The organism is Bradyrhizobium sp. USDA 3311, assembly GCF_054062495.1.
On sequence record NZ_JBSSFI010000001.1, the window covers coordinates 1,779,801 to 1,799,822 of the forward strand.

The 20,022-nt window shown below is 65.4% G+C and carries 19 protein-coding genes; 11 read left to right on the forward strand and 8 right to left on the reverse strand.

Translation table 11 applies throughout. The features are described 5' to 3' along the window. Window positions 1–38: 38 nt before the first annotated feature. The 4 genes from ACVWW6_RS08450 to ACVWW6_RS08465 all read right to left on the reverse strand — a co-directional run bounded on the left by ACVWW6_RS08450 (window position 39) and on the right by ACVWW6_RS08465 (window position 2,520). Window positions 39–287, reverse strand: a complete 249-nt coding sequence (locus tag ACVWW6_RS08450) for a hypothetical protein (RefSeq protein ID WP_060909763.1) — start codon at window positions 285–287, stop codon at window positions 39–41. A 97-nt stretch (window positions 288–384) separates the two neighbouring features. Then, window positions 385–762: an Hpt domain-containing protein gene (locus ACVWW6_RS08455; RefSeq protein ID WP_456680513.1), complete on the reverse strand. Its 378-nt coding sequence runs from the start codon at window positions 760–762 to the stop codon at window positions 385–387. 156 nt (window positions 763–918) lie between these two features. Continuing rightward, window positions 919–1,617 carry a Crp/Fnr family transcriptional regulator gene (locus tag ACVWW6_RS08460; protein WP_456683136.1) on the reverse strand — a complete coding sequence of 233 codons (699 nt, stop codon included), beginning with the start codon at window positions 1,615–1,617 and terminating at the stop codon, window positions 919–921. A gap of 192 nt (window positions 1,618–1,809) precedes the next feature. After that, window positions 1,810–2,520 (reverse strand): Crp/Fnr family transcriptional regulator, encoded by a 711-nt coding sequence (locus ACVWW6_RS08465; protein WP_211434417.1) that lies wholly within the window; start codon window positions 2,518–2,520, stop codon window positions 1,810–1,812. A 444-nt stretch (window positions 2,521–2,964) separates the two neighbouring features. On the opposite strand from ACVWW6_RS08465, the gene ACVWW6_RS08470 reads away from it, so the two are divergent. From ACVWW6_RS08470 to ACVWW6_RS08500, 7 genes are all read left to right on the forward strand, one after another. Then, window positions 2,965–3,444 carry a response regulator gene (locus tag ACVWW6_RS08470; RefSeq protein ID WP_456683137.1) on the forward strand — a complete coding sequence of 160 codons (480 nt, stop codon included), beginning with the start codon at window positions 2,965–2,967 and terminating at the stop codon, window positions 3,442–3,444. A gap of 409 nt (window positions 3,445–3,853) precedes the next feature. Next, entirely contained in the window at window positions 3,854–6,700 is a 2,847-nt protein-coding gene (locus ACVWW6_RS08475; protein WP_456680514.1) for a hybrid sensor histidine kinase/response regulator, read from the forward strand. An 81-nt stretch (window positions 6,701–6,781) separates the two neighbouring features. Next, complete coding sequence (locus tag ACVWW6_RS08480) at window positions 6,782–7,255, forward strand: chemotaxis protein CheW (protein WP_011083224.1); 474 nt, start codon at window positions 6,782–6,784, stop codon at window positions 7,253–7,255. Window positions 7,256–7,286: 31 nt separating this feature from the next. Beyond that, window positions 7,287–7,673, forward strand: coding sequence for a response regulator (locus ACVWW6_RS08485; RefSeq protein WP_028143851.1), 387 nt, complete (start codon window positions 7,287–7,289; stop codon window positions 7,671–7,673). 61 nt (window positions 7,674–7,734) lie between these two features. Beyond that, on the forward strand, window positions 7,735–8,613 hold the full coding sequence (locus ACVWW6_RS08490; RefSeq protein WP_011083222.1) for a CheR family methyltransferase: 879 nt from the start codon (window positions 7,735–7,737) through the stop codon (window positions 8,611–8,613). 2 nt (window positions 8,614–8,615) lie between these two features. After that, window positions 8,616–8,933, forward strand: coding sequence for a hypothetical protein (locus tag ACVWW6_RS08495; protein WP_011083221.1), 318 nt, complete (start codon window positions 8,616–8,618; stop codon window positions 8,931–8,933). A gap of 141 nt (window positions 8,934–9,074) precedes the next feature. Continuing rightward, on the forward strand, window positions 9,075–9,578 hold the full coding sequence (locus ACVWW6_RS08500; RefSeq protein WP_011083220.1) for a response regulator: 504 nt from the start codon (window positions 9,075–9,077) through the stop codon (window positions 9,576–9,578). A 52-nt stretch (window positions 9,579–9,630) separates the two neighbouring features. On the opposite strand, the gene ACVWW6_RS08505 is transcribed toward ACVWW6_RS08500, so the two are convergent. Further along, window positions 9,631–9,936 (reverse strand): hypothetical protein, encoded by a 306-nt coding sequence (locus ACVWW6_RS08505; protein WP_028175690.1) that lies wholly within the window; start codon window positions 9,934–9,936, stop codon window positions 9,631–9,633. A gap of 166 nt (window positions 9,937–10,102) precedes the next feature. Here ACVWW6_RS08505 and ACVWW6_RS08510 point away from each other — a divergent pair, with 166 nt between their 5' ends. Continuing rightward, complete coding sequence (locus ACVWW6_RS08510; RefSeq protein WP_011083218.1) at window positions 10,103–10,738, forward strand: response regulator transcription factor; 636 nt, start codon at window positions 10,103–10,105, stop codon at window positions 10,736–10,738. Between the two features lie 112 nt (window positions 10,739–10,850). Here ACVWW6_RS08510 and ACVWW6_RS08515 read toward each other — a convergent pair whose 3' ends face one another. Together ACVWW6_RS08515 and ACVWW6_RS08520 are read right to left on the reverse strand one after the other, a co-directional pair. Continuing rightward, window positions 10,851–14,447, reverse strand: coding sequence for a PAS domain S-box protein (locus tag ACVWW6_RS08515; RefSeq protein WP_011083217.1), 3,597 nt, complete (start codon window positions 14,445–14,447; stop codon window positions 10,851–10,853). After that, window positions 14,425–14,844: a response regulator gene (locus ACVWW6_RS08520; protein ID WP_456680515.1), complete on the reverse strand. Its 420-nt coding sequence runs from the start codon at window positions 14,842–14,844 to the stop codon at window positions 14,425–14,427. Before ACVWW6_RS08520 ends, ACVWW6_RS08515 begins: the two co-directional genes overlap by 23 nt. Before the next feature lie 393 nt (window positions 14,845–15,237). On the opposite strand from ACVWW6_RS08520, the gene ACVWW6_RS08525 reads away from it, so the two are divergent. Next, on the forward strand, window positions 15,238–17,409 hold the full coding sequence (locus ACVWW6_RS08525) for a HAMP domain-containing methyl-accepting chemotaxis protein (protein ID WP_456680516.1): 2,172 nt from the start codon (window positions 15,238–15,240) through the stop codon (window positions 17,407–17,409). On the opposite strand, the gene ACVWW6_RS08530 is transcribed toward ACVWW6_RS08525, so the two are convergent. Continuing rightward, window positions 17,410–18,138 (reverse strand): GntR family transcriptional regulator, encoded by a 729-nt coding sequence (locus ACVWW6_RS08530; protein ID WP_456680517.1) that lies wholly within the window; start codon window positions 18,136–18,138, stop codon window positions 17,410–17,412. It abuts the gene before it with no gap. Between the two features lie 94 nt (window positions 18,139–18,232). Between ACVWW6_RS08530 and ACVWW6_RS08535 the strand changes: the two genes are divergently transcribed. Continuing rightward, entirely contained in the window at window positions 18,233–19,252 is a 1,020-nt protein-coding gene (locus tag ACVWW6_RS08535; RefSeq protein WP_456680518.1) for an ABC transporter substrate-binding protein, read from the forward strand. Then, window positions 19,252–20,013 carry an ABC transporter ATP-binding protein gene (locus ACVWW6_RS08540; protein WP_161532693.1) on the forward strand — a complete coding sequence of 254 codons (762 nt, stop codon included), beginning with the start codon at window positions 19,252–19,254 and terminating at the stop codon, window positions 20,011–20,013. The genes ACVWW6_RS08535 and ACVWW6_RS08540 overlap by 1 nt, the downstream gene beginning before the upstream one ends. Window positions 20,014–20,022: the final 9 nt, after the last annotated feature.

Genomic DNA, 20,022 nt, shown 5'->3' on the forward strand with positions numbered 1-20,022 from the left:
GCCGGTGGCGGCGCGGGGGCGGGAGAAGCCGATCGCGTTCAGAAATAGTCTTCGGAGAAGGCGCGCGCGCGCGAGCTGGGGCGCAGCGGCTTGATCTCTTCCTTCGGCGCGTTCGGAATGATCGTGATGGTCCAGCGGGGAGGGGTGCTCGATTCCTGCTCCAGCACCGAGCGCACGAAGCCGGTCACCGTCGACTCGCCAGCCTTCACCGTCGCCATCCGGCCGTTGAACTGCGCGATACGGAAGCGACGGACCTCCTTCTGGTCCACTGTCTCGTAGGTGAACATGGAAACCCTCCTGGTTTCCCGCGACTATCGCCACCTATGATTAGCCATCTGTGAAAATCCCAAACCGTAGAAGTACGGCGGGGTTGCATCGGTCTCGCTATGCCTGCGGCTCCTGCGCGCGCGCGGCGGCGTAGGCGGCATCCATGCGCTCCAGCAGATCACTGAATTCGGCCTCACCGAGCGTCTCCGCGGTCTTCTCCAGCCGCAGCGCCAGCGCCGCGAGCCTGGCATAGCCGAACGTCCCGGCCGCGCTCTTCAGCGAATGCGCTTCGCGCGCGATCTTCGCGTGGTGCTGCGCGAGCGCGAGCGTGCGGAACAGTTGCAGGCGCGCGCAGGTCTCGCTCCAGAACACGGCGCGCACTTCGCCGGCACCGTCCTCGCCGATCTCGCGCACCAGCGCCGCATACGCGCCCGGCTCGCGCGCGGGCTCGGCATCGAGCGCTGCCTGCGCAGGCGCAACGGTCATTTCAAACATGGCTTTGCCTGCCTTGGTCACGGTCCGTTTGTCGCGCGGCGCGTCCGTCGCGAGGTCCGGCCCGTGTCTACGGCATTTGAATTTCAGTTCCGGTAGCGGGACGGCAGGTGTTTGCAGGCCGGCGTTAGCCGCAGGTTTACCACGCGACGGCGCCGGTCAGCGCTGGCCGAGCAGCCGGTCGTACTGGGCTTTCACCGTTGCGTAGCATTCGCACGCGGTCTGGCGCAGGCCGTCCAGGTTCAGGATCTGGATGTGCCCGCGGCTGTAGTGGATGAAATTGGCCTGCTGCAAGGTATTGGCGACCAACGACACACTGTTGCGCCGCGCGCCGATCATCTGCGCCATGGCCTCCTGGGTCAGCAGCAGCCGGTAGTCGCCCGACAGATCATGGGTGTGCAACAGGCAGCGCGACAGCCGCGATTCCACCGGATGGGCGGCGTTGCAGCCCGCGGTCTGCTGGACCTGAGCGTAGACCGCCAACCCGTGGCGCGTGAGCAACGTCCGCAGGGTGCCGCTCTGGTCGGCCGCGATGCGCAGCCGGTCGAGATCCATCACCGACGCGACGCCGGGAACCAGCACGATTGCCGTGTTCAGCGCGCAAGTATCGCCCATGGTCGAGAGCGTGCCGAGCAGGCTGTCGCGGCCGATCATGGCGACCTGCACATGCTCGCCCTTGGCGAGGTTCACCACCAGCGAGATGACGCCGCGGTGGGGAAAGAACGCGCGCTTGAGCGTCTCGCCGGTCTCGACCAGCACGGCCTCGTGCGGCAGCTCGACCATGCGCAGATATGGGCGGATCAGCTCATAATCGTCCGCCGTGAGCGCGGACAGGAAACCGTTGGACGGACGCACCATCGTTTCCAAAACTGCCTCCCGTCTCGTCAGGCAGGGACTTGCGAGAGCGAATTTGCGGATCCCGGCACGGGCAAGCTCCATCATGTTCCCGTCGGGATATATAGGCAATTGGGACAAGTTGTCCGAGTGCGACGGTCACCTTCGCGGCGCTGTGTGCACCTCGGCATGCAGAACGGTCGCATCGACTTCTCGTCACCGCGGCGCTCCGAGCAGGCGTGAATGGGTGGCCTTGACCGCCGAATGGCAGTCGCAGGACGTTGTCTCCAGCGCGCGCAGGTCGATGATTTCGATCTGCCCGCGGGTGTAGCGAATAATGCCGGCCCGTTGCAGTGCATGCGCGACGAGAGAAATGGCGTTGCGCCGCACGCCCATCATCTGTGCCAGCGTCTCCTGTGTCAGCGGAAGGATCGCGCTGTCGGACAGGTCGCGGGCGCGCAAGAGCCAGCGCGCCAGCCGGGCCTCGACTGGGTGCAGCGTATTGCAGAGCAACGATTGCTGCGCATGCGCGAGCAGGACCTGCTCATGACGCACCATCAGATTTCGAAACGGGACGCTCGCGGCGGCGATCGTCCGGAAAGCCGCGATTTCAAGCATGGAAGCCGTGCCGGGGAAAAGCACGACCGCGTCCGCCGGCGCGATGCCGTCGGCAAGCGCCGCGCCACTGCCCACGACGCTGTCGCGCCCCAGCATTGCGATCTCGATCATTTGTCCTTCGGACAAGCCCAGCGTGATCGAAATGGACCCGCCGTGCGGGAAGTAGACGTATCGCAACGCGGCGCCCGCCTCGCCCAAGACAGATTCCCTGACCATTTCGACTGTCGCGAGATGGGGGCGCAGCAGGTCGAAATCTGCCGCATCGAGCATTTGCAGCAACTGATTGGGCGGGAAGCCGCTCGTGGTCATTCAGGATCAATTCCGGCGCGTTCGACCTAAGATCGATGCAGCGCCCTGTTGCGTCGTTCAGTTGCACGGCAACAAAAGCATATTGTACAGGTTGTGGTGCTGTCCATATACCCGTTAGAGGGCAGACAGGCTGCCGCATTTGCGGCGGAAATAAGTACAGCGCGCTGATTCGCTCGAGAACCTTCGCGCCAGTCCTGTGAGGGTGCGCAGGAAAAAGTGGCAGGGGGGCCTTCATGAGCCGGGAGCACTGCATCCGCGCGGCGATCGGACACCGGTCAGTCCGCGCAGCCTCGTCTATTGGACGAGTGGTTACAGCGACCGGACATCGCGCCGATTCATGACGCCGCATGGCTGCAGATTTCGCGTCCGTCGTTTCCGTCCTCCTGGCTTCGCCAAAGACGTTCGCGACCGTCAGTTCTTCGATCCCAACCAGAGGAGAAAGGCGTGCCCCACGGTTCAATTATTGAATCGCCGAAACGGGAAGCTCAAACGGGGACAGAAAGTCTGCGCCATATTCTCGTTGTCGACGACGACCCGATGGTGTGCATGGCCATCGAGGTCTATCTTCAGCGAAACCATTTTCGGGTGACGATTGCCGAAGGAGGAGAGGTCGGACTGCGCGCTCTCGAACACGAACAGTTCGATCTGATGATCATCGACATCTTCATGCCGCACATGCGCGGCTTCGAATCGATCAGGGTGTTCCACGAGCGGGCGCCCACCATTCCGTTGATCGCGATGTCCGGCTACGCTTTCGCAAATCTGAATTCACCCGCTCCCGATTTCCTCCGGATGGCGCTCGAGCTCGGCGCGGCACGCTGTCTGCGCAAGCCGTTCACGCCGCACGCTCTGCTCGCCGCCATCAACGATTGCCTCGCGGAGCACCGCTCCGACGACGTTGCCTCGGCCGCGCGCCTGGGTTAGCGCAGCGCAGGCCGTCGTAGCGGCGGGGTAAGCGTCTGTTTACCACAAACGCGGGCCTTGCGGATCCCGGCAGGGCACGCCGCGACGGTCGCGAGAGCGCTCCCGATCGGCTTCGATTTCACGTGGGCCGTGCATATCGTCCTTCACGACCAGGATTTTTTCGCGCGCGTCGTCGCGCCGTTATCGGCGCGTTTACCTAACGCTTCTTTTCGCGACGGTTCGGTGCCGGTTTTACCGAGAAGCGTTGCCGCATGTGACCGAACCGCAAACTTCTCTTCAATATCCGTATTAGCACGGAGGATGAAATTAACGGGACCGTGAAAGGGGATGTCTAACGATCCAGACGGGGACCTCCGTCGATGCCAAGCGTGGCTCAGGCGTCGAAGTCCAGCTCAATAAGGCGTAGCTCATGGATGATCTGTTGCGGGAGTTCTTGACGGAGACCAGCGAGAGCCTGGACACCGTCGACAATCAGCTGGTGAAGTTCGAGCAGGAGCCGAACAACGCCAAGATCCTGGATAACATCTTCCGCCTGGTCCACACCATCAAGGGGACGTGCGGCTTCCTCGGGTTGCCGCGACTGGAAGCGCTGGCGCATGCCGGCGAGACGCTGATGGGCAAGTTCCGTGACGGCATGCCGGTGACGGGGCAGGCGGTGACGGTGATCCTGTCCTCGATCGACCGCATCAAGGAGATCCTCGCCGGCCTCGAGGCGACCGAAGCCGAGCCGGAGGGCACCGACCGCGATCTCATCGACAAGCTGGAAGCGATGGTCGAGCAGGGCATGGCGGCAATGTCAGCGTCGGCTTCGCCGATCGCGTCAGGCTCGGCGCAGCCGATGCCGGCGGCTGGCAGCGCTACTGCTGTTGCTGACGCCCCGCCGCTGGTGCCGGAAGCTCCGGCCGCTGCGCCGGCCAAGGACATGACCACGGGTTCACTGATCGATCAGACCCTGGAGCGCCCGCTGCGCCCGGGCGAGGTGTCGCTGGACGAGCTCGAGCGCGCCTTCCGCGAGACCGCGATCGAAGCCCCAATCCCCGCACCCGTTGCCAAGGCCGAGGTCAAGGCTGAGCCCGCGCCGGCTCCGGCCCCTGTTGCCAAAGAGGCTGCCAAGGAAGCTGCGAAGCCTGCCGCCAAGGAGAAGGCCGCGCCGAAGAAGTCGATGGCCGACGAGGGCGCCTCCGAGGGCGACCGCATCGCCAACCAGTCGATCCGCGTCAACGTGGATACGCTGGAGCATCTGATGACCATGGTCTCCGAGCTGGTCTTGACCCGCAACCAGCTGCTGGAGATCTCCCGCCGCAACGAGGACACCGAGTTCAAGGTGCCGTTGCAGCGCCTCTCCAACGTCACCGCCGAGCTGCAGGAAGGCGTCATGAAGACGCGCATGCAGCCGATCGGCAATGCCTGGCAGAAGCTGCCCCGCATCGTCCGCGACCTGTCGAGCGAACTCGGCAAGCAGATCGAGCTGGAGATGCACGGCGCCGACACCGAGCTCGACCGTCAGGTGCTCGACCTGATCAAGGACCCGCTCACCCACATGGTGCGCAACTCCGCCGACCATGGCCTGGAGACCCCCGCTGAGCGCCTCGCGGCCGGCAAGGGCGAGCAGGGCACCATCCGCCTCTCCGCCTATCACGAGGGCGGCCACATCATCATCTGCATCGCCGACAACGGCCGCGGCCTCAACACCGAGAGGATCAAGGCCAAGGCCATTTCCTCGGGTCTCGTCACCGAGGCCGAGCTCGAGAAGATGAGCGAAGCCCAGATCCACAAGTTCATCTTCGCGCCGGGCTTCTCGACCGCGGCCGCCATCACCTCGGTGTCGGGGCGCGGCGTCGGCATGGACGTGGTGCGCACCAATATCGACCAGATCGGCGGCACCATCGACATCAAGTCGGTGGCCGGCGAGGGCTCAAGCGTCACCATCAAGATCCCGCTGACCTTGGCCATCGTCTCCGCGCTGATCGTGGAAGCCGCCGGCGACCGCTTCGCGATCCCGCAGCTCTCCGTCGTCGAGCTGGTCCGGGCCCGCGCCAACAGCGAGCACCGCATCGAGCGCATCAAGGACACCGCTGTTCTTCGTCTGCGCAACAAGTTGCTGCCGCTGATCCATTTGAAGAAGCTGCTCAAGATCGACGACGGCGCGGCCAGCGATCCCGAGAACGGTTTTATCGTGGTGACGCAGGTTGGCAGCCAGACCTTCGGCATCGTCGTCGACGGCGTCTTCCACACCGAAGAAATCGTGGTCAAGCCGATGTCGACGAAGCTGCGTCACATCGACATGTTCTCCGGCAACACCATTCTGGGCGATGGCGCCGTCATCATGATCATCGACCCCAACGGCATTGCCAAGGCGCTCGGTGCCGCCGGCTCCTCGGCCCATGACATGGGCGACGAGAACGGGGCGCATCACATCGGATCGGGCGAGCAGACCACTTCGCTGCTGGTGTTCCGCGCCGGCTCGTCGCAGCCCAAGGCGGTCCCGCTTGGGCTCGTTACGCGCCTGGAGGAGCTCCCCGCCGACAAGATCGAGTTCAGCAACGGCCGCTACATGGTGCAGTACCGCGAGCAGCTGATGCCGCTCGTCGCCATGGAGAGCGTCACCGTTGCGAGCCAGGGCGCCCAGCCGATCCTGGTGTTCGCCGACGACGGCCGCTCCATGGGCCTCGTCGTCGACGAGATCATCGACATCGTCGAGGAACGCCTCAACATCGAGGTCGGCGGCTCCAGCCAGGGCATCCTGGGCTCGGCCGTGATCAAGGGGCAGGCCACCGAGGTGATCGACGTCGGCCACTTCCTGCCGATGGCGTTCGCCGACTGGTTCACCCGCAAGGAGATGAAGCCGTCGATGCACTCGCAGTCGGTGCTGCTGGTCGACGACTCCGCGTTCTTCCGCAACATGCTGGCCCCCGTCCTGAAGGCGGCCGGTTACCGCGTCCGCACCGCGCCGACCGCGCAGGAGGGCCTGGCCGCGCTGCGCGCCCAGAGCTTCGACGTGGTCCTGACCGACATCGAGATGCCCGACATGAACGGGTTCGAGTTCGCCGAGGTGATCCGCTCCGACAACAATCTCGGCGCGATGCCGATCATCGGCCTGTCCGCGCTGGTGTCGCCGGCGGCGATCGAGCGCGGCCGTCAGGCCGGCTTCCACGACTATGTCGCCAAGTTCGACCGTCCCGGTCTGATCGCGGCGCTGAAGGAGCAGACCGCGGGCGCCGCCGGCGCCTCCGAGCTGAGCCGGGCAGCGGCGTAAGAGCATGATCCGGAAAAGTGTGAAGCGGTTTTCCGACGAGATCATGCTCAAAACGAAAAAGCGGGATCAGGAGATACGCTGATGGCCAACAAGACCCAGTCCACCGAAGGCGCCATGGTCGAATACGTCACCGCGATGATCGGCGGCCAGCTGTTCGGCCTGCCGATCTCCCGCGTCCAGGACGTGTTCATGCCCGAGCGCGTCACCCGCGTTCCGCTGTCCTCCCGCGAGATCGCCGGCGTCCTCAACCTGCGCGGCCGCATCGTCACCGTGGTCGACATGCGCGCCCGCCTCGGCCTGCCGAGGCCCGAGGACGGCAAGGTGCCGATGGCGGTCGGTGTCGACCTGCGCGGCGAATCCTATGGCCTGCTGATCGACCAGATCGGCGAGGTGCTGCGCCTGCCCGAGGACGGCAAGGAAGAAAACCCCGTCAACCTCGACCCCCGCATGGCCAAGCTCGCCGGCGGTGTCCACCGCCTCGACGGTCAGCTCATGGTCGTCCTCGACGTCGATCGCGTCCTCGAGCTCGAAACCAAAGTGCAAATGGCTGCGTGAACCAACGAAACATCGAAGCCGGAGAACCAAAATGAAGACCTGTTTGGTGGTCGATGATTCCAGCGTCGTGCGCAAGATCGCGCGCCGCATCCTGGAAGGCCTGGAATTCCAGGTCACCGAAGCCGAGGACGGCTCGAAGGCGCTCGAGATCTGCCAGCGGCAACTGCCCGATGCGGTGCTGCTCGACTGGAACATGCCCGTGATGGACGGCTTCGAGTTCATGGGCCACATGCGCCGCCTGCCCGGCGGCGACCAGCCGAAGGTCGTGTTCTGCACCACCGAGAACAACGTGGCCCATATCGCCCAGGCGCTCAGCGGCGGCGCGAACGAATACATCATGAAGCCCTTCGACAAAGACATTATCGCCGACAAGTTCGCTGAAGTCGGCTTGATCCCGGTCGGACAAGCCATGGTCTGAGTGTGTCTGGCCCGAGTGTTCCGGCCAGAGTGTTTTCAGTACAGCTTTCGAGAGGCCATCTGTGACCCCGACCGAGTATGAGTATCTGCGCAAGTTCCTGAAGGACAATTCAGGTCTCGATCTGTCCGCAGACAAGCAGTATCTGATCGAAAGCCGCCTCTTGCCGCTCGCCCGCAAGGCCGGGCTCTCCGGCATCCCCGAGCTCGTGCAGAAGCTGCAGGGTGGCTCGCGCGCGCTCATCACCGACGTGGTCGAAGCCATGACCACCAACGAGACCTTCTTCTTCCGCGACAAGGTCCCGTTCGATCATTTCCGCGACACCATCATGCCCGAGATCATCAAGGCGCGCGCCGGCCGCCGCAGCGTGCGGATCTGGTGCGCCGCCGGTTCGACCGGGCAGGAGCCCTATTCGCTGGCGATGTGCCTGAAGGAGATGGGTGCGGCCCTCACCGGCTGGCGCGTCGAGATCATCGCGACCGACCTGTCGCAGGAGGTGCTGGAGAAGGCCAGAGCCGGCGTCTACAGCCAGTTCGAGGTGCAGCGCGGCCTGCCGATCCAGATGCTGGTGAAATATTTCAAGCAGACCGGCGAGACCTGGCAGATCAATCCCGAATTGCGGGCGATGATCCAGCACCGCCAGCTCAACCTGCTGCACGACTTCGCCCAGCTCGGTACGTTCGACGTCATCTTCTGCCGCAACGTGCTGATCTATTTCGACCAGGACACCAAGATCAACATCTTCAACCGCCTGGCGCGCCAGATCGAGCCCGATGGCTTCCTCGTGCTGGGTGCCGCCGAAACCGTGGTCGGACTGACGGATACGTTCAGGCCGATTCCCGACCGGCGCGGCCTCTACAAGCCGAACGATCCGCGTGCAGCCGTGGCCAAGCCGGCTCTCGCCGGCGTGGCGCCGCGCATGGCGGTGATGGCGGGACGATAGGCATGGCCGAGGATGGAAAAGGCGCGGAGCGCGTCACCTTCAGTCGCGGCTATGATGTCTGCATCATGGCCATCGACGGCACCTGGCGCCGTGACTGCAAGCTCAACGCCATTTCCGACACCGACGCCATCCTCACGGTTGAAGGCTCGATCCAGGGGCTGAACCTGAAAGAGTTCTTCCTGCTGTTGTCGTCCACCGGCCTAGCCTACCGCCGCTGCGAGCTGGTGCGCGTCAACGGCGCCGAAATGGACATCCAGTTCCTGCGCGGCAAGAACCGGAAGAAGCGCGGCGCGGCCGGCGGCCACGACGCGGCAGCCTGACCGGAGCGTGGCGGCGCCGGCGCTTTCCGCCACGTTGCTTTACATTTGCTGAAACATCCGGGCGAATTTGCCGCGGCGGCTTTACGTGGCCTAAGCGCGCGCCGTGTATCCATTGCCTGTCTCAATCTCAGGAATACGGCAATGCCCAGAAGTTCCCTCTCCCCCGTGCCATCGAACCTGCCCGACGTCGCCGAGCGGCGTGCGCTCCAGCTCCTGGTGGTCGATGACGACGCCACGCAGCGCAGCCTGATCACGGTCGCCGCCAAGCAGGCCGGCCACGAAGTCACCGTGGCGCCGTCCGTGGCGGAAGCGATCGAGAAGCTCCGCGCCGCGCGCTTCGACTGCGTGACGCTCGATCTCGTGCTGGAGGATGGCGACGGCATCGACGTGTTGCGCGAGATGGCGAACGCGAAATTCGCCGGTGCCGTGATCGTCATCAGCGGCATGGACGGCAAGCGCCGCAGCGCCGCCCGCAGCTTCGCCCGCTCCGTCGGGATCCAGCTCCAGGGCCTGCCGAAGCCGCTCGATCTGGCGGCCCTGCGCATCAGCCTCGCCAACCTCGGCAAGACCGCGATGGGGCTGCCGGCGATCCACACCTGGGGTGGTGTCGCCAGCGACGCGATCGTGGAACGGCACCGCACCTGACGCGCGGAGCTGCCATGCATTCGGACGCAGCCGCCGCCGCGCAGATCGCGACCTACACCGGGTCGCCGGAATCCGACAGGTATTGCAGGGCGTGGCCAAGGCCCGCCCGGCAGACGTTGAGGGCGGCACTCGCCGTGGCATAGCGCGGCGTGACGTCGTCGAGCACGAAAATGTCGGCGGAACCGGCCTGATCGCCGTTGTCGTCCTGCTCCGGGCCTGCATCGATCATGGCTGCGTCGATCAGGCGCATGCTGCTCTCGATCTGCGCGATCAGGCAGCGAAGGTCGGCCGCAATCAACTGACGGCTGTCGGCCTCGGGCGTCGTGACGAGAGGTGGCGTGCTGGCCAAATTTAGCATGGATATTCTCCGTCCCCCGCAATTAGGCGCCATGCCGCTACTTGTGCGTTAAGTCTATGTCCCGTACAAATACGGGTGGGCCGAATCCGCGCCGAACGCCATAACGGTTGGCGCGGACGCGAGTCCTCAATGCCGAATGGACTCTAATGCCAATTGGACATGGCACATGGCCGAACAAACCTCTCGCGGTGAAATCTTCGTAGTCGACGACGACCCGGCTGTTCGCGACACCTTGTCGATGGTGTTGAAGGCGGCGGGCTATGAGGTGATCTGTTTTGCGGACGGCGCAGCGCTGCTCTCCGTCGCGCGAAACCGCACACCGGCTGCGATCCTGCTCGACGTGCACATTCCCGGAAAGTCGGGTCTCGACATTCTGAAGGAGCTGCACGGTGAGGATTATCCGGCGCCGATCTTCATGATCTCCGGGCAGGGCGACATCACAATGGCGGTGGGCGCCATCAAGAGCGGCGCGCTCGACTTCATCGAGAAGCCGTTCCGCGGCAGCGAGATCGTCGGCCGCCTCGACGAGGCGATCGGCGCCTATGCACGCAGGCAGGCGGAGAACGCAGCGCCGAAATTCGGCTCGCTGCATTTCCCCGGACGCGAGCCGTTGACGCGGCGCGAACGCGAGGTGCTCGAGCAGTTCGCCGCCGGCGCTTCCAACAAGGAAGCCGGCCGCACTCTCGGCATCAGCCCGCGCACCATCGAGGACCACCGCGCCAACATCATGAAGAAGCTCGGTGCGCGCAATGCCGCCGACCTGATCCGGATCGTGATGACCGCGGCGCAGCGCGCGTCGTAGGGTCGGTTGCATCGCGGACATTTCTTCGTCATTCCGGGGCGATGCGGAGCATCGAACCCGGAATCTCGAGATTCCGGATCGCGCTACGCGCGTCCGGAATGACTCCCAAGCCTCACCCCAGCAGCGCCTTGCGGATGATCCGCGCGAGATCCGATTTGCGGTAGGGCTTTGCGAGCAGCAGAACGCCCGAATCCAGCCGGCCGTGATGGATGATCGCATTCTCGGTATAGCCTGACGTGTAGACCACCCTGAGATCGGGGCGCGTCTTCATCAGCTCGTCGGCGAGCTGCCGTCCGTTCATCCTGCCGGGCATGATGACGTCGGTGAACAGGAGGTCGAAAGGCTTTCCGGCGGCGACGATCGCGAGCGCTTCCGCGGCGTTCGCAGCCTGCAAGGTGACGTAGCCCAGCGCATGCAGCTGCGCCAGCACGTAGTCGCGCACCAGCCGGTCGTCCTCGACCACCAGGATCGTCTCGTGTCCGCCCTCGATCGTCGCGGGGATCACACCGTCGCCGACCGCCGTCGCCGTCTTGCCCGGCGGCAGGTACATCTTGATCGTGGTGCCGTGGCCTTCCTCGCTGTAGATCTTGATGTGGCCCGCGGACTGCTTGATGAAGCCGTAGACCATCGAAAGCCCGAGCCCGGTGCCCTTGCCCGGTCCCTTCGAGGTGAAGAAGGGATCGAACACCCTGGTCAGCATGTTGGACGGAATGCCGGTTCCGGTGTCGCTCACGGCGATCAGCACGTAGTGCCCGGGCCGGACGTCGTTGACGCTGGCATAGACCTCGTCGAGATAGGCGGCGCCCGTCTCCACGATCAGCTTGCCGCCGCCGGGCATGGCGTCGCGGGCGTTGAGCGCGAGGTTGAGGATCGCGGTGGTGAGCTGGTTGGGATCGACGATCGCAACGCAGCTCTCCTCCTCGAACACGGATTCGATCTGGATCTGCTCGCCCAGCGTCGGCCGCAGCAGCTTTGCGGTGTCGACGATCAGCGAGTTGATGTCGACCTCGCGCGGCTGGAGCGGCTGCTTGCGCGCGAACGCGAGCAGGTGCTGGGTCAGCTCGGCGCCGCGGCCGGCGGCCTCGTCGATCATCCGGGTGATCGCCGCAAGCTCGGGCTCCTTGGCCACTGCGTCGCTGAGGATTTCGATCGTCCCGGTGATCACGGTGAGGATGTTGTTGAAGTCGTGCGCCACGCCGCCGGTGAGCTGGCCGACCGCCTCCATCTTCTCCGCATGGCGGATGCGTTCCTCGGACGCGATCTTGTCGGTGAGGTCGCGGTAGAAGACGTTGAACAGAATGCCTTCGCGGCGCTTCAGCGCCGTGACGCTCAGTTCGGCCTTGAATTCCTTGCCGTCACGGCGGCAGCAGACCAGCTCGCGGCGGCGATTGAGCGTCTGACCGTCTCCGGAATCGAGGAAGCGTGCGAGACCCGCCTTGACCCTCTCGCGCTCACCTGTGGCGACGATGAGGTCGATCGCATTCCTGCCCAGCGCTTCGTCGCGGCGCCAGCCGAACAGCTCTTCGGCCCGCGAGCTCCAGTTCAGGATGATGCTGCGGTCGTCGGTCTGGACGAAGGCGTCGAGCGCGGTCTCGACGATGTTGCGGGCCAGCTGCTCGCTTTCGCGCAAGGACTCCTCGGCCAGCCTTGCCTCGGTCATGTCGCGCCCGACGAAGAAGTAGCGCTTGGCCTGATCGGACCAGTTGCCGAGCCAGGACAGCCAGATCTCGCGTCCGTCCCTGTGGAGGCAGCGGGTGTCGGCGAGCTTCGGGTGCCCGCCGCGCCTGAGTGCGCGCATTTCCTCGCGCGATTGTTCGAGATGGGCCGGGTGGATGAAATCGGCGCCGCTGTAGCCGATCATGTCGTCGGGCCGGTAGCCGAGAATGGCCTCGCAGCTCGGGCTGATCTGCGCGATATGGCCCTGCGAGTCCATGATCATGATCAGGTCCTGCGAGGCGTCGAAAAGCTGCCGCCGCTCCTCGAGCTGCTGCTGTAGCGCCCGCTCGGTCCGTCGCGCCTCGGTGAGGCTGCGCGCCGAGCCCGAGGCGCCGATGATCTCGCCGGAGGGGCCCCTGATCGGTGAGAGGCTCACCGAGATTTCGACCGGGCTGCCATCCTTGCGCAGGCGCACGGTTTCGAAATGTTCGATCCGCTCACCCCTCGCAATCCGCCGAAGATAGTCCTTGCCCTCCTCGCGGCGATCCGGCGGAAGCAGGATCGACGTCGGCTGTCCGATCGCTTCCTCGGCCGAATAGCCGTAGAGGCGTTCGGCTGCCGCGTTCCAGCCGATGATGATGCCGTCGAGCGTTTGCAGGACGATCGAATCGTCGGAGGATTGGACCGCCGCGCTGAACAGGCTTTCGCGGACGGCGAGCTGGTCGCGGACGGCCTCGGTGCGACGCCGCTCCTCGACCTCGTGCTCCAGTGCCGACGTCTTTGCCTTCATCTCCTCGACCATGTGGGCAAAGGCCCGCGCCAGCACGCCCGTCTCGCCGCTTGCATCGACGGGAATGTCCGCTGGCCGTCCGCTGCCGATGGCCTCCACGGCCGCGGTCAGGCGCCCGATCGGGCGAGTCAGGGAGCGCGCCAGCAGCACCGCGAGCGAAGCCGCGGCGAGGACGGCAAGCAAGCCGACGAGCAAAGACGTTTTTTGAATGGCGGCCGGCACGCGGCCAAAGACGGCCGGGGGAATGGTCACGATGATTGCGACCCATTCCTTGCTCGCAAGCAGCGCAGGCGCGATCGCCGCGCCGCTCGGCCGGCCCGATCCATCGGTCGCGAGCTGCGTGGATACTCCCGGCGAGCCTGCCAGGGCTGAGAAAAATGGAAAATCACTGCGCCAGTTGGTGGGGGGGGCGCGCAACGAGCCGAATTCTCGCGTCTGATCGGGATGAACCAGATAGTCGCCGCGCGCATTCACGACGTAGATCTCGCCTCCCGAGCTCGTCGTCGAGCGAATGCGGTCGAGTACCGGACGCATGTCGATATTGGCGATGATGATGCCGAACGGCTTGCCGTCGGGCGTGAACAGCGGCGTCGCGGCCCGCAGGGTCGGAGTGTGCAAGGCCGTGGTTCCCCCCTGGCGGGTCGCGAGTTCGATGGGCGACACATAAATCTCGCCCGGCGCCAGTCGTATCGTTTCCTGAAAGTAGGTTCGTTCGCTCTTGCGCTCCAGTTCGCTGTCGGGGGCAACTCGTACTGCTCCGTTCGGGCCGGAGCGATCGACGCGGACCAGCTCGCGCTGGTCGTCGTCAAGACCGATGATTCGAAACTGTCCATAGCTGGGCTTGGCCTCGATCTCGGCCGCGAGCCGCGCCGCGATACGCTCGCGCCAGGTCTGCTCCGAGACGCCGTCAAGAGCGTCAATTCCTCCGCCGAGGTGGGCCCGGATCAGACCGTTGATTGCCGCGGCGGAGCGATAGCCGACCAAATCGCCGCGAACGCCGGCAACGTAGGATTCAAGATTGGTGGCCAGCAGGCGTGACTGGGCTTCGACCCGCTCCAGCACCCGCGGAATGACGGCTTGTGTGATGTTGCGATAGCCCAGCCAGCCGACGGCGGTCACGGTAGCCGCCACCAGCAGGATCATCGCGATGGCCAGCCGGGTTGCGAGGGTCATGGAGATATTCGCAGGGGTTCCCGGATGACCGTGCGTGTTCTGGCCTGCAGCAGAGGAGACGCCCTCGTCATCGGCGGCCGGTACTGACATCGGGCCCCTCCGGCTTGCCCGCGTCGAGGCAGCCGCTCACCGCGGCGAGCAGCGCGTCTGCCCGGAACGGCTTCTGAAGGCTTGCCACTGCACCGAGCTTGGTCGCCATCTTCAGGAAATCCGGCTCCGCATGGGCGTCCGGCGTGATCGATCGGCCGGAAATGACGATGATCGGAATCGCCGGGGCTAGCGCCCGGATGTGGCGAATCGTCTCCAGCCCGTCCATGCCGGGCATGAAGATGTCGAGAAACAAGAGGTCGAACGGGCTGGCCTCGAACAGCGCAAGTCCCTTGTGGCCGTCGCCGGCGACGGTGACGTGATGACCGGCTCTCTCCAGAAGCAGCCGGATCGTGATCTGCACGGCCGGGTCGTCATCCACGATCAGGATGTTGGCCACGTCTGAATTCCTCCGGGTCGGCTGGGACGTTCCAGTGACCGCAAATCAAGGCATCAAATACGAAATTGTTGCGCGGATTCTATCCGCCCCGCAAGCGCCTCGCGTCTGCCGCGATTGCCTTTCCTGGCGCGCCGGGAGGCAATTCCTTGCACTTCATACGCACTCTTGCGTGCATTTGAGGTCGGGCCTGGTTCCAAACATCGTAACCCGTTTTAGCATCGGCAGATATTTCTCTCGCCGTAGTTGTACGGAACCCGAGCCTTCACTATGGATTAAAGGCCGCTGACTACAATCTCCGATAGTCCTCGTATCAGTATTTCGCGCATTTCATTTTGCATTCTGGCATCCGACCAGGCCGGCCCTTCCAACCGGCCATCAGCACGAGACCCCCTCATGTTCAAATCGATTGCGAACACCGGAATTCGGACCCGGCTGCTCGGCGGCTTTGCGCTGATCTGCATTCTGCTCGCCGCGACCGTGATCTACACCGTCGCCGCCGTCTCGGACATCTCGTCGCGGATCAAGACGGTCGTGGATCTGCGAGCGCCGGTCGCAGTCGCAAGCACGGAGCTCGTCGGCAATCTCTACTCCACGCTCTCGGTGCTGCGCGGCTATCTGCTGACCGGCGATGCGCAGGGCAAGCGTGACCGGGCGGCGGTCTGGGCCGACCTGGATCGCACCGCCGCCGCGGTCGACCGCATGGCGGAGGGGTCTTCCAACCCGCAGAACAAGACCAACTGGAGCGAAGCCAGGGCGCTGATCGCGGAGTTCCGCCAGGCCCAGGACAAGGCCGAGCTCGCCGCCTTCACCCCGTCGGCCTATCCGGCGAGCGAGCTCCTGGCCAAGGAGGCCGCGCCGCTGATCGCGACCATGTTCGCCGAGATCACCTCGATGATCGACGAGGAGGAGGCGCTGGAGGCGACGCCCCAGCGCAAGCGCCTGCTCAAGACCTTCGCCGACGTGCGCGGCAATCTCGCCGCGGCGGGATCGCAATTGCGGCTCTACGTCGCCTCGGGCGAGGCGGCCGACCGTGACAAGTTCGAAAAGCCGCTGGCGACCTTCAGGGCCGCGCTCGCATCGGTCGGCACCCAGGCGGATCTGCTCACCGAAAGGCAGGCGTCCGCTTACCGGGCCATCGCCAGGGCGAACGAGGCCTTCACCCCGCTGCCGCAGAAGATCTTCGCGATCCGCCGGACGCCGCAATGGAACATGCCGGTCTTCATCCTGTCCACCGAGGCCGCGCCGCGCGCGGCCCGCATCCTCGATCTGCTCGACGGTCGCAAGGACACCGATGGCAAGCGCTCCGGCGGACTCAAGAGCGACCAGCAGTCGAAGCTCGCCGAGGACGCCCGCAGCGTGGCCGACGCGGTCGAGAGGTTGCTGCTGCTGCAATGGATCCTGCTCGCCGCGGGGCTTGCGCTCGGGACAACGATTGCGATCCTGGTTGCGCGCTCCATCACCCGTCCGATCGTCGAGCTGGTGGGCGATTCCGCGCGCCTGTCCGGGGGCGACACCAGTGTCGAATTCAAGACGGCCGGGCGCGGCGACGAGATCGGAGTGGTCTCGCAGGCGGTGGCGAAGTTCCGCGACAACGTCATCGCCCAGCAGCAGGCGGCGGCGTCTCTCGCGCGCGAGGCGGAGGCGCGCGAAGCGGCCAACCGCAACATGGAGGACGCGGTCGAGGAATTTCGCGGGACCTCGCGCGACCTGCTCGCGCTGGTCGGCGAGAACGCCGGCACCATGCGGCAGACCGCAGAGAGCCTCGGCGGCATCGCCAACCATGCGACGAGCCAGGCCGCGTCCGCAGCGACCGCATCCGAACAGACCGCGGTCAACGTCCAGACCGTCGCCGCGGCGGCCGAGCAGCTCGCGAGCTCCATCGTCGAGATCGGCCGGCAGATCGAACTGTCGAACAAGACCGTGCGGTCGGCGGGCGAGGTGACCGCGCGCTCCGAGGCCGAGATCGAAGGCCTCGCGCACGCCGCCCAGAGCATCAGCTCGGTGGTCGACTTGATCCAGGCGATCGCGGGCCAGACCAACCTTTTGGCGCTCAACGCCACCATCGAGGCCGCGCGCGCCGGCGAGGCCGGCCGCGGCTTTGCGGTCGTGGCCTCCGAGGTCAAGGCGCTGGCCGACCAGACCCGCAATGCGACGCAGGACATCGCTCAGCACATTGCCGCGATCCAGAACTCGACCGGCAGCGCGGTCGCCTCCGTCAAGGAGGTCGCAACCGCCATGCGCCGGATCGACGAGGTGACCGCGGCGATTGCCAGCGCCGTGGAGGAGCAGGGCGCCGCGACGCGGGAGATCTCGCAGAACGTCCAGATGGCGGCGTCGGGCACGCAGACGCTCGCAACCAGCATCGGGACCGTCTCCGGCGCCATCGCGGAAACCAACCGCTCGGCCGACGACGTGATGGGCGCCGCGAACCACGTTTCGGGAGCGGCCGAACGCCTCGCCACCGAGGTCCAGGCCTTCTTCGTCAGGCTGCGCACTGGTCCGATGGACCGCCGCAACAGCGACGATGCCGATTATCGCGGGCCGGACCGGCGCAACGCCGCCTGACTAGTCCGTCAGGTACTCCGGGTGGTGGCTCCGGATCTTGTCGAGCTCGCTCAGCGTGCCCGACAGATGCTTGCGCAGATGCTGTTGCGCGGCATCGGCGTCCCCGGCCTCGATCGCGCGGGTGATCAGCCTGTGGTGGCGCACGATATTCTGGGCCTTGCCCGGTGAGGGCAGATGCAGCCGGCGCAGCCGGTCGATATGGCCGCTGCGGCTGCGCACCAGTGCCCACAGCTCCTGCTTGCCGGCGGCGGCGTAGAGCTGGGCGTGGAAGTCGTTGTCGCCGGCCATGAACGCCTCGAAGTCGCCGGCCTTCGCGAATTGCTGCTGGAGTGCGATGGCGTGGTCGAGGCGGATGATCAGGGCGTCGTCATGCTGTTCCGCGAGCAGCCGGACGATCTCGAGCTCCAGTGCCTGGCGCAGGAAATGCGCCTGCTGGGCGCGGCCGATGTCGATCCGGCTGACCACGGTCGCGTGCTGCGGAAACACGTCGACCAGGCCTTCTTCCTCGAGCCGCATCAAGGCATCGCGCACCGGCGTCGAGCTGACGCCGAACTGGCCGGCGAGCTCGGCGCGGGACAGCGGCGCGCCCGGCGGCAGCTCCAGGGCGATGATTGCGTTGCGCAGCCGCTCGAACACCTGCGGTGCGGCCTGGCGGGCGCGGTCGAGCCGGTTGGCGGGACTTGAAGCGGTTTTTGTGGCCGCGCGCGGCGCGGTGTGGGCTGCGTCCATGTCGGGTCCCGCGGGCTTGCCTTTGATGCACTAATATATTAGTGCATCAGCAGGGTCAACGCAGCTCGACGCTGGCCGGAGGAAACACACAACAATGATGATGCATCTTCGTAGCAAGCTTGCGGCTGCCGCCCTGATCGCCGCAACCGCCCTCTCGGTGTCCGCGGCGCATGCACAGCAGAAGTCCGAGATCTCGCTGTCGCGCCAGCCCGGCATTTTCTACATGCCGAGCCACATCATGGAGAAGCAGAAGCTGATCGAGAAGCATGCCGCCAGCCTCGGTGTGCCCGGCGTCAGGACCAAATGGGTCACCTTCTCCGGCGGCGGCGCCCAGACCGATGCGCTGCTCGCGGGCGGCGTCGACATCCTCAACACCGGCACCGGCAATCTGCTGTTGCTGTGGGACCGTACCCGCGGCGGCGTGAAGGGCATCGTCGCGACCTCGGCGCAGCCGATGACGCTGATCAGCCGCGACGCCAACATCAAGTCGATCAGGGATTTCGGCCCCGGCGACAAGATCGCGGTGCCGACGGTGAAAGTCTCGACCCAGGCGATCGTGCTTCAGATCGCGGCCGCCGAGGCCTTCGGCGCCGATCAATGGTCCAAGCTCGACGCCAACACCGTGCAGCTCGGCCATCCCGACGCCTATGCGGCGCTCGCCAATTCCAAGCACGAGGTGCACACCCACTTCTCGATCCCGCCCTTCACGTTCCTGGAGCTGAAGAACGTGCCGGGCGCGCATGTCGTGCTGAACTCGCCTGACGTAATGGGCGGCCCGCTCAGCCAGGCCCAGTTCTTCACTACGACCAAATTCGCCGACGCCAATCCCAAGATCATCCAGGCGGTGCGCGACGCCACCAAGGAAGCGCAGGACCTGATCCGCAGCGACACCAGGCAGGCCGTCGAGATCTACAAGGAGATCACCGGCGACAAGACCTCGGCGGAGGAGCTGCTCGATCTGCTGAAGGAGCCCGGCATGATGGAGTGGAATCTCGAGCCGCAGGGTACGATGAAATTCGCCGCCCATCTCTACAAGACCGGCACGCTGAAGAATCAGCCCAAGGCCTGGACCGACTATTATCTCCCCGTCGCGCACGACCTGAAGGGCAACTGATGGCGCTGCTCGACGTCAACGGAGTGACGCTGCGCTACAAGACCTCAAGCGCTGTCGTCACCGCCACCGAGAGGGTGAGCTTCACCGTCGACAGGTCCGACCGCTTCGTGCTGCTCGGACCGTCCGGCTGCGGCAAGTCGACCCTGCTCAAGGCCGTCGGCGGCTACATGAGCCCGAGCGAAGGCCGCATGAGCATCAACGGTCGCGAGATCCACGGCCCGGGCGCCGACCGCATGATGATCTTCCAGGAGTTCGACCAGCTGCTGCCGTGGAAGACGGTGCTCGCCAACGTGATGTTTCCGTTGCTGACGGCGCGAAAGCTGCCGCGTAAGGACGCCGAGGCCCGCGCGCGGGCCTATATCGAGAAGGTCGGCCTCACCCGCGTGGTCGATGCCTATCCGCACACGCTGTCCGGCGGCATGAAGCAGCGCGTCGCGATCGCGCGCGGCATGGCGATGGAGCCGGACATCCTGCTGATGGACGAGCCGTTCGCGGCGCTGGACGCGCTGACGCGCCGGACCTGCCAGGACGAGCTGCTCCAGCTCTGGAGCGAGACCAAATTCACCGTGCTGTTCGTGACCCATTCGATCGCGGAAGCGATCCGCATCGGCAACCGCATCCTCCTGCTGTCGCCGCATCCCGGCCGCGTCAAGGCCGAGGTGGTCGATGTCGACAAGGTCTCGAGTGCGGACGGCAGCGCCGGCCGGCTGGAGAAGGAGATCCACGATCTCCTGTTCGCCGCCGAAGCCACCGCGCATTGAGGGAGCCTC

Coding starts and splice junctions, on each gene's coding strand:
- ACVWW6_RS08450 (WP_060909763.1), bottom strand. CDS start 287: ATGTTCACCTACGAGACAGTGGACCAGAAGGAGGTCCGTCGCTTCCGT.
- ACVWW6_RS08455 (WP_456680513.1), bottom strand. CDS start 762: ATGTTTGAAATGACCGTTGCGCCTGCGCAGGCAGCGCTCGATGCCGAG.
- ACVWW6_RS08460 (WP_456683136.1), bottom strand. CDS start 1,617: ATGGTGCGTCCGTCCAACGGTTTCCTGTCCGCGCTCACGGCGGACGAT.
- ACVWW6_RS08465 (WP_211434417.1), bottom strand. CDS start 2,520: ATGACCACGAGCGGCTTCCCGCCCAATCAGTTGCTGCAAATGCTCGAT.
- ACVWW6_RS08475 (WP_456680514.1), top strand. CDS start 3,854: ATGGATGATCTGTTGCGGGAGTTCTTGACGGAGACCAGCGAGAGCCTG.
- ACVWW6_RS08480 (WP_011083224.1), top strand. CDS start 6,782: ATGGCCAACAAGACCCAGTCCACCGAAGGCGCCATGGTCGAATACGTC.
- ACVWW6_RS08485 (WP_028143851.1), top strand. CDS start 7,287: ATGAAGACCTGTTTGGTGGTCGATGATTCCAGCGTCGTGCGCAAGATC.
- ACVWW6_RS08495 (WP_011083221.1), top strand. CDS start 8,616: ATGGCCGAGGATGGAAAAGGCGCGGAGCGCGTCACCTTCAGTCGCGGC.
- ACVWW6_RS08500 (WP_011083220.1), top strand. CDS start 9,075: ATGCCCAGAAGTTCCCTCTCCCCCGTGCCATCGAACCTGCCCGACGTC.
- ACVWW6_RS08505 (WP_028175690.1), bottom strand. CDS start 9,936: ATGCTAAATTTGGCCAGCACGCCACCTCTCGTCACGACGCCCGAGGCC.
- ACVWW6_RS08510 (WP_011083218.1), top strand. CDS start 10,103: ATGGCCGAACAAACCTCTCGCGGTGAAATCTTCGTAGTCGACGACGAC.
- ACVWW6_RS08515 (WP_011083217.1), bottom strand. CDS start 14,447: ATGTCAGTACCGGCCGCCGATGACGAGGGCGTCTCCTCTGCTGCAGGC.
- ACVWW6_RS08525 (WP_456680516.1), top strand. CDS start 15,238: ATGTTCAAATCGATTGCGAACACCGGAATTCGGACCCGGCTGCTCGGC.
- ACVWW6_RS08530 (WP_456680517.1), bottom strand. CDS start 18,138: ATGGACGCAGCCCACACCGCGCCGCGCGCGGCCACAAAAACCGCTTCA.
- ACVWW6_RS08535 (WP_456680518.1), top strand. CDS start 18,233: ATGATGATGCATCTTCGTAGCAAGCTTGCGGCTGCCGCCCTGATCGCC.
- ACVWW6_RS08540 (WP_161532693.1), top strand. CDS start 19,252: ATGGCGCTGCTCGACGTCAACGGAGTGACGCTGCGCTACAAGACCTCA.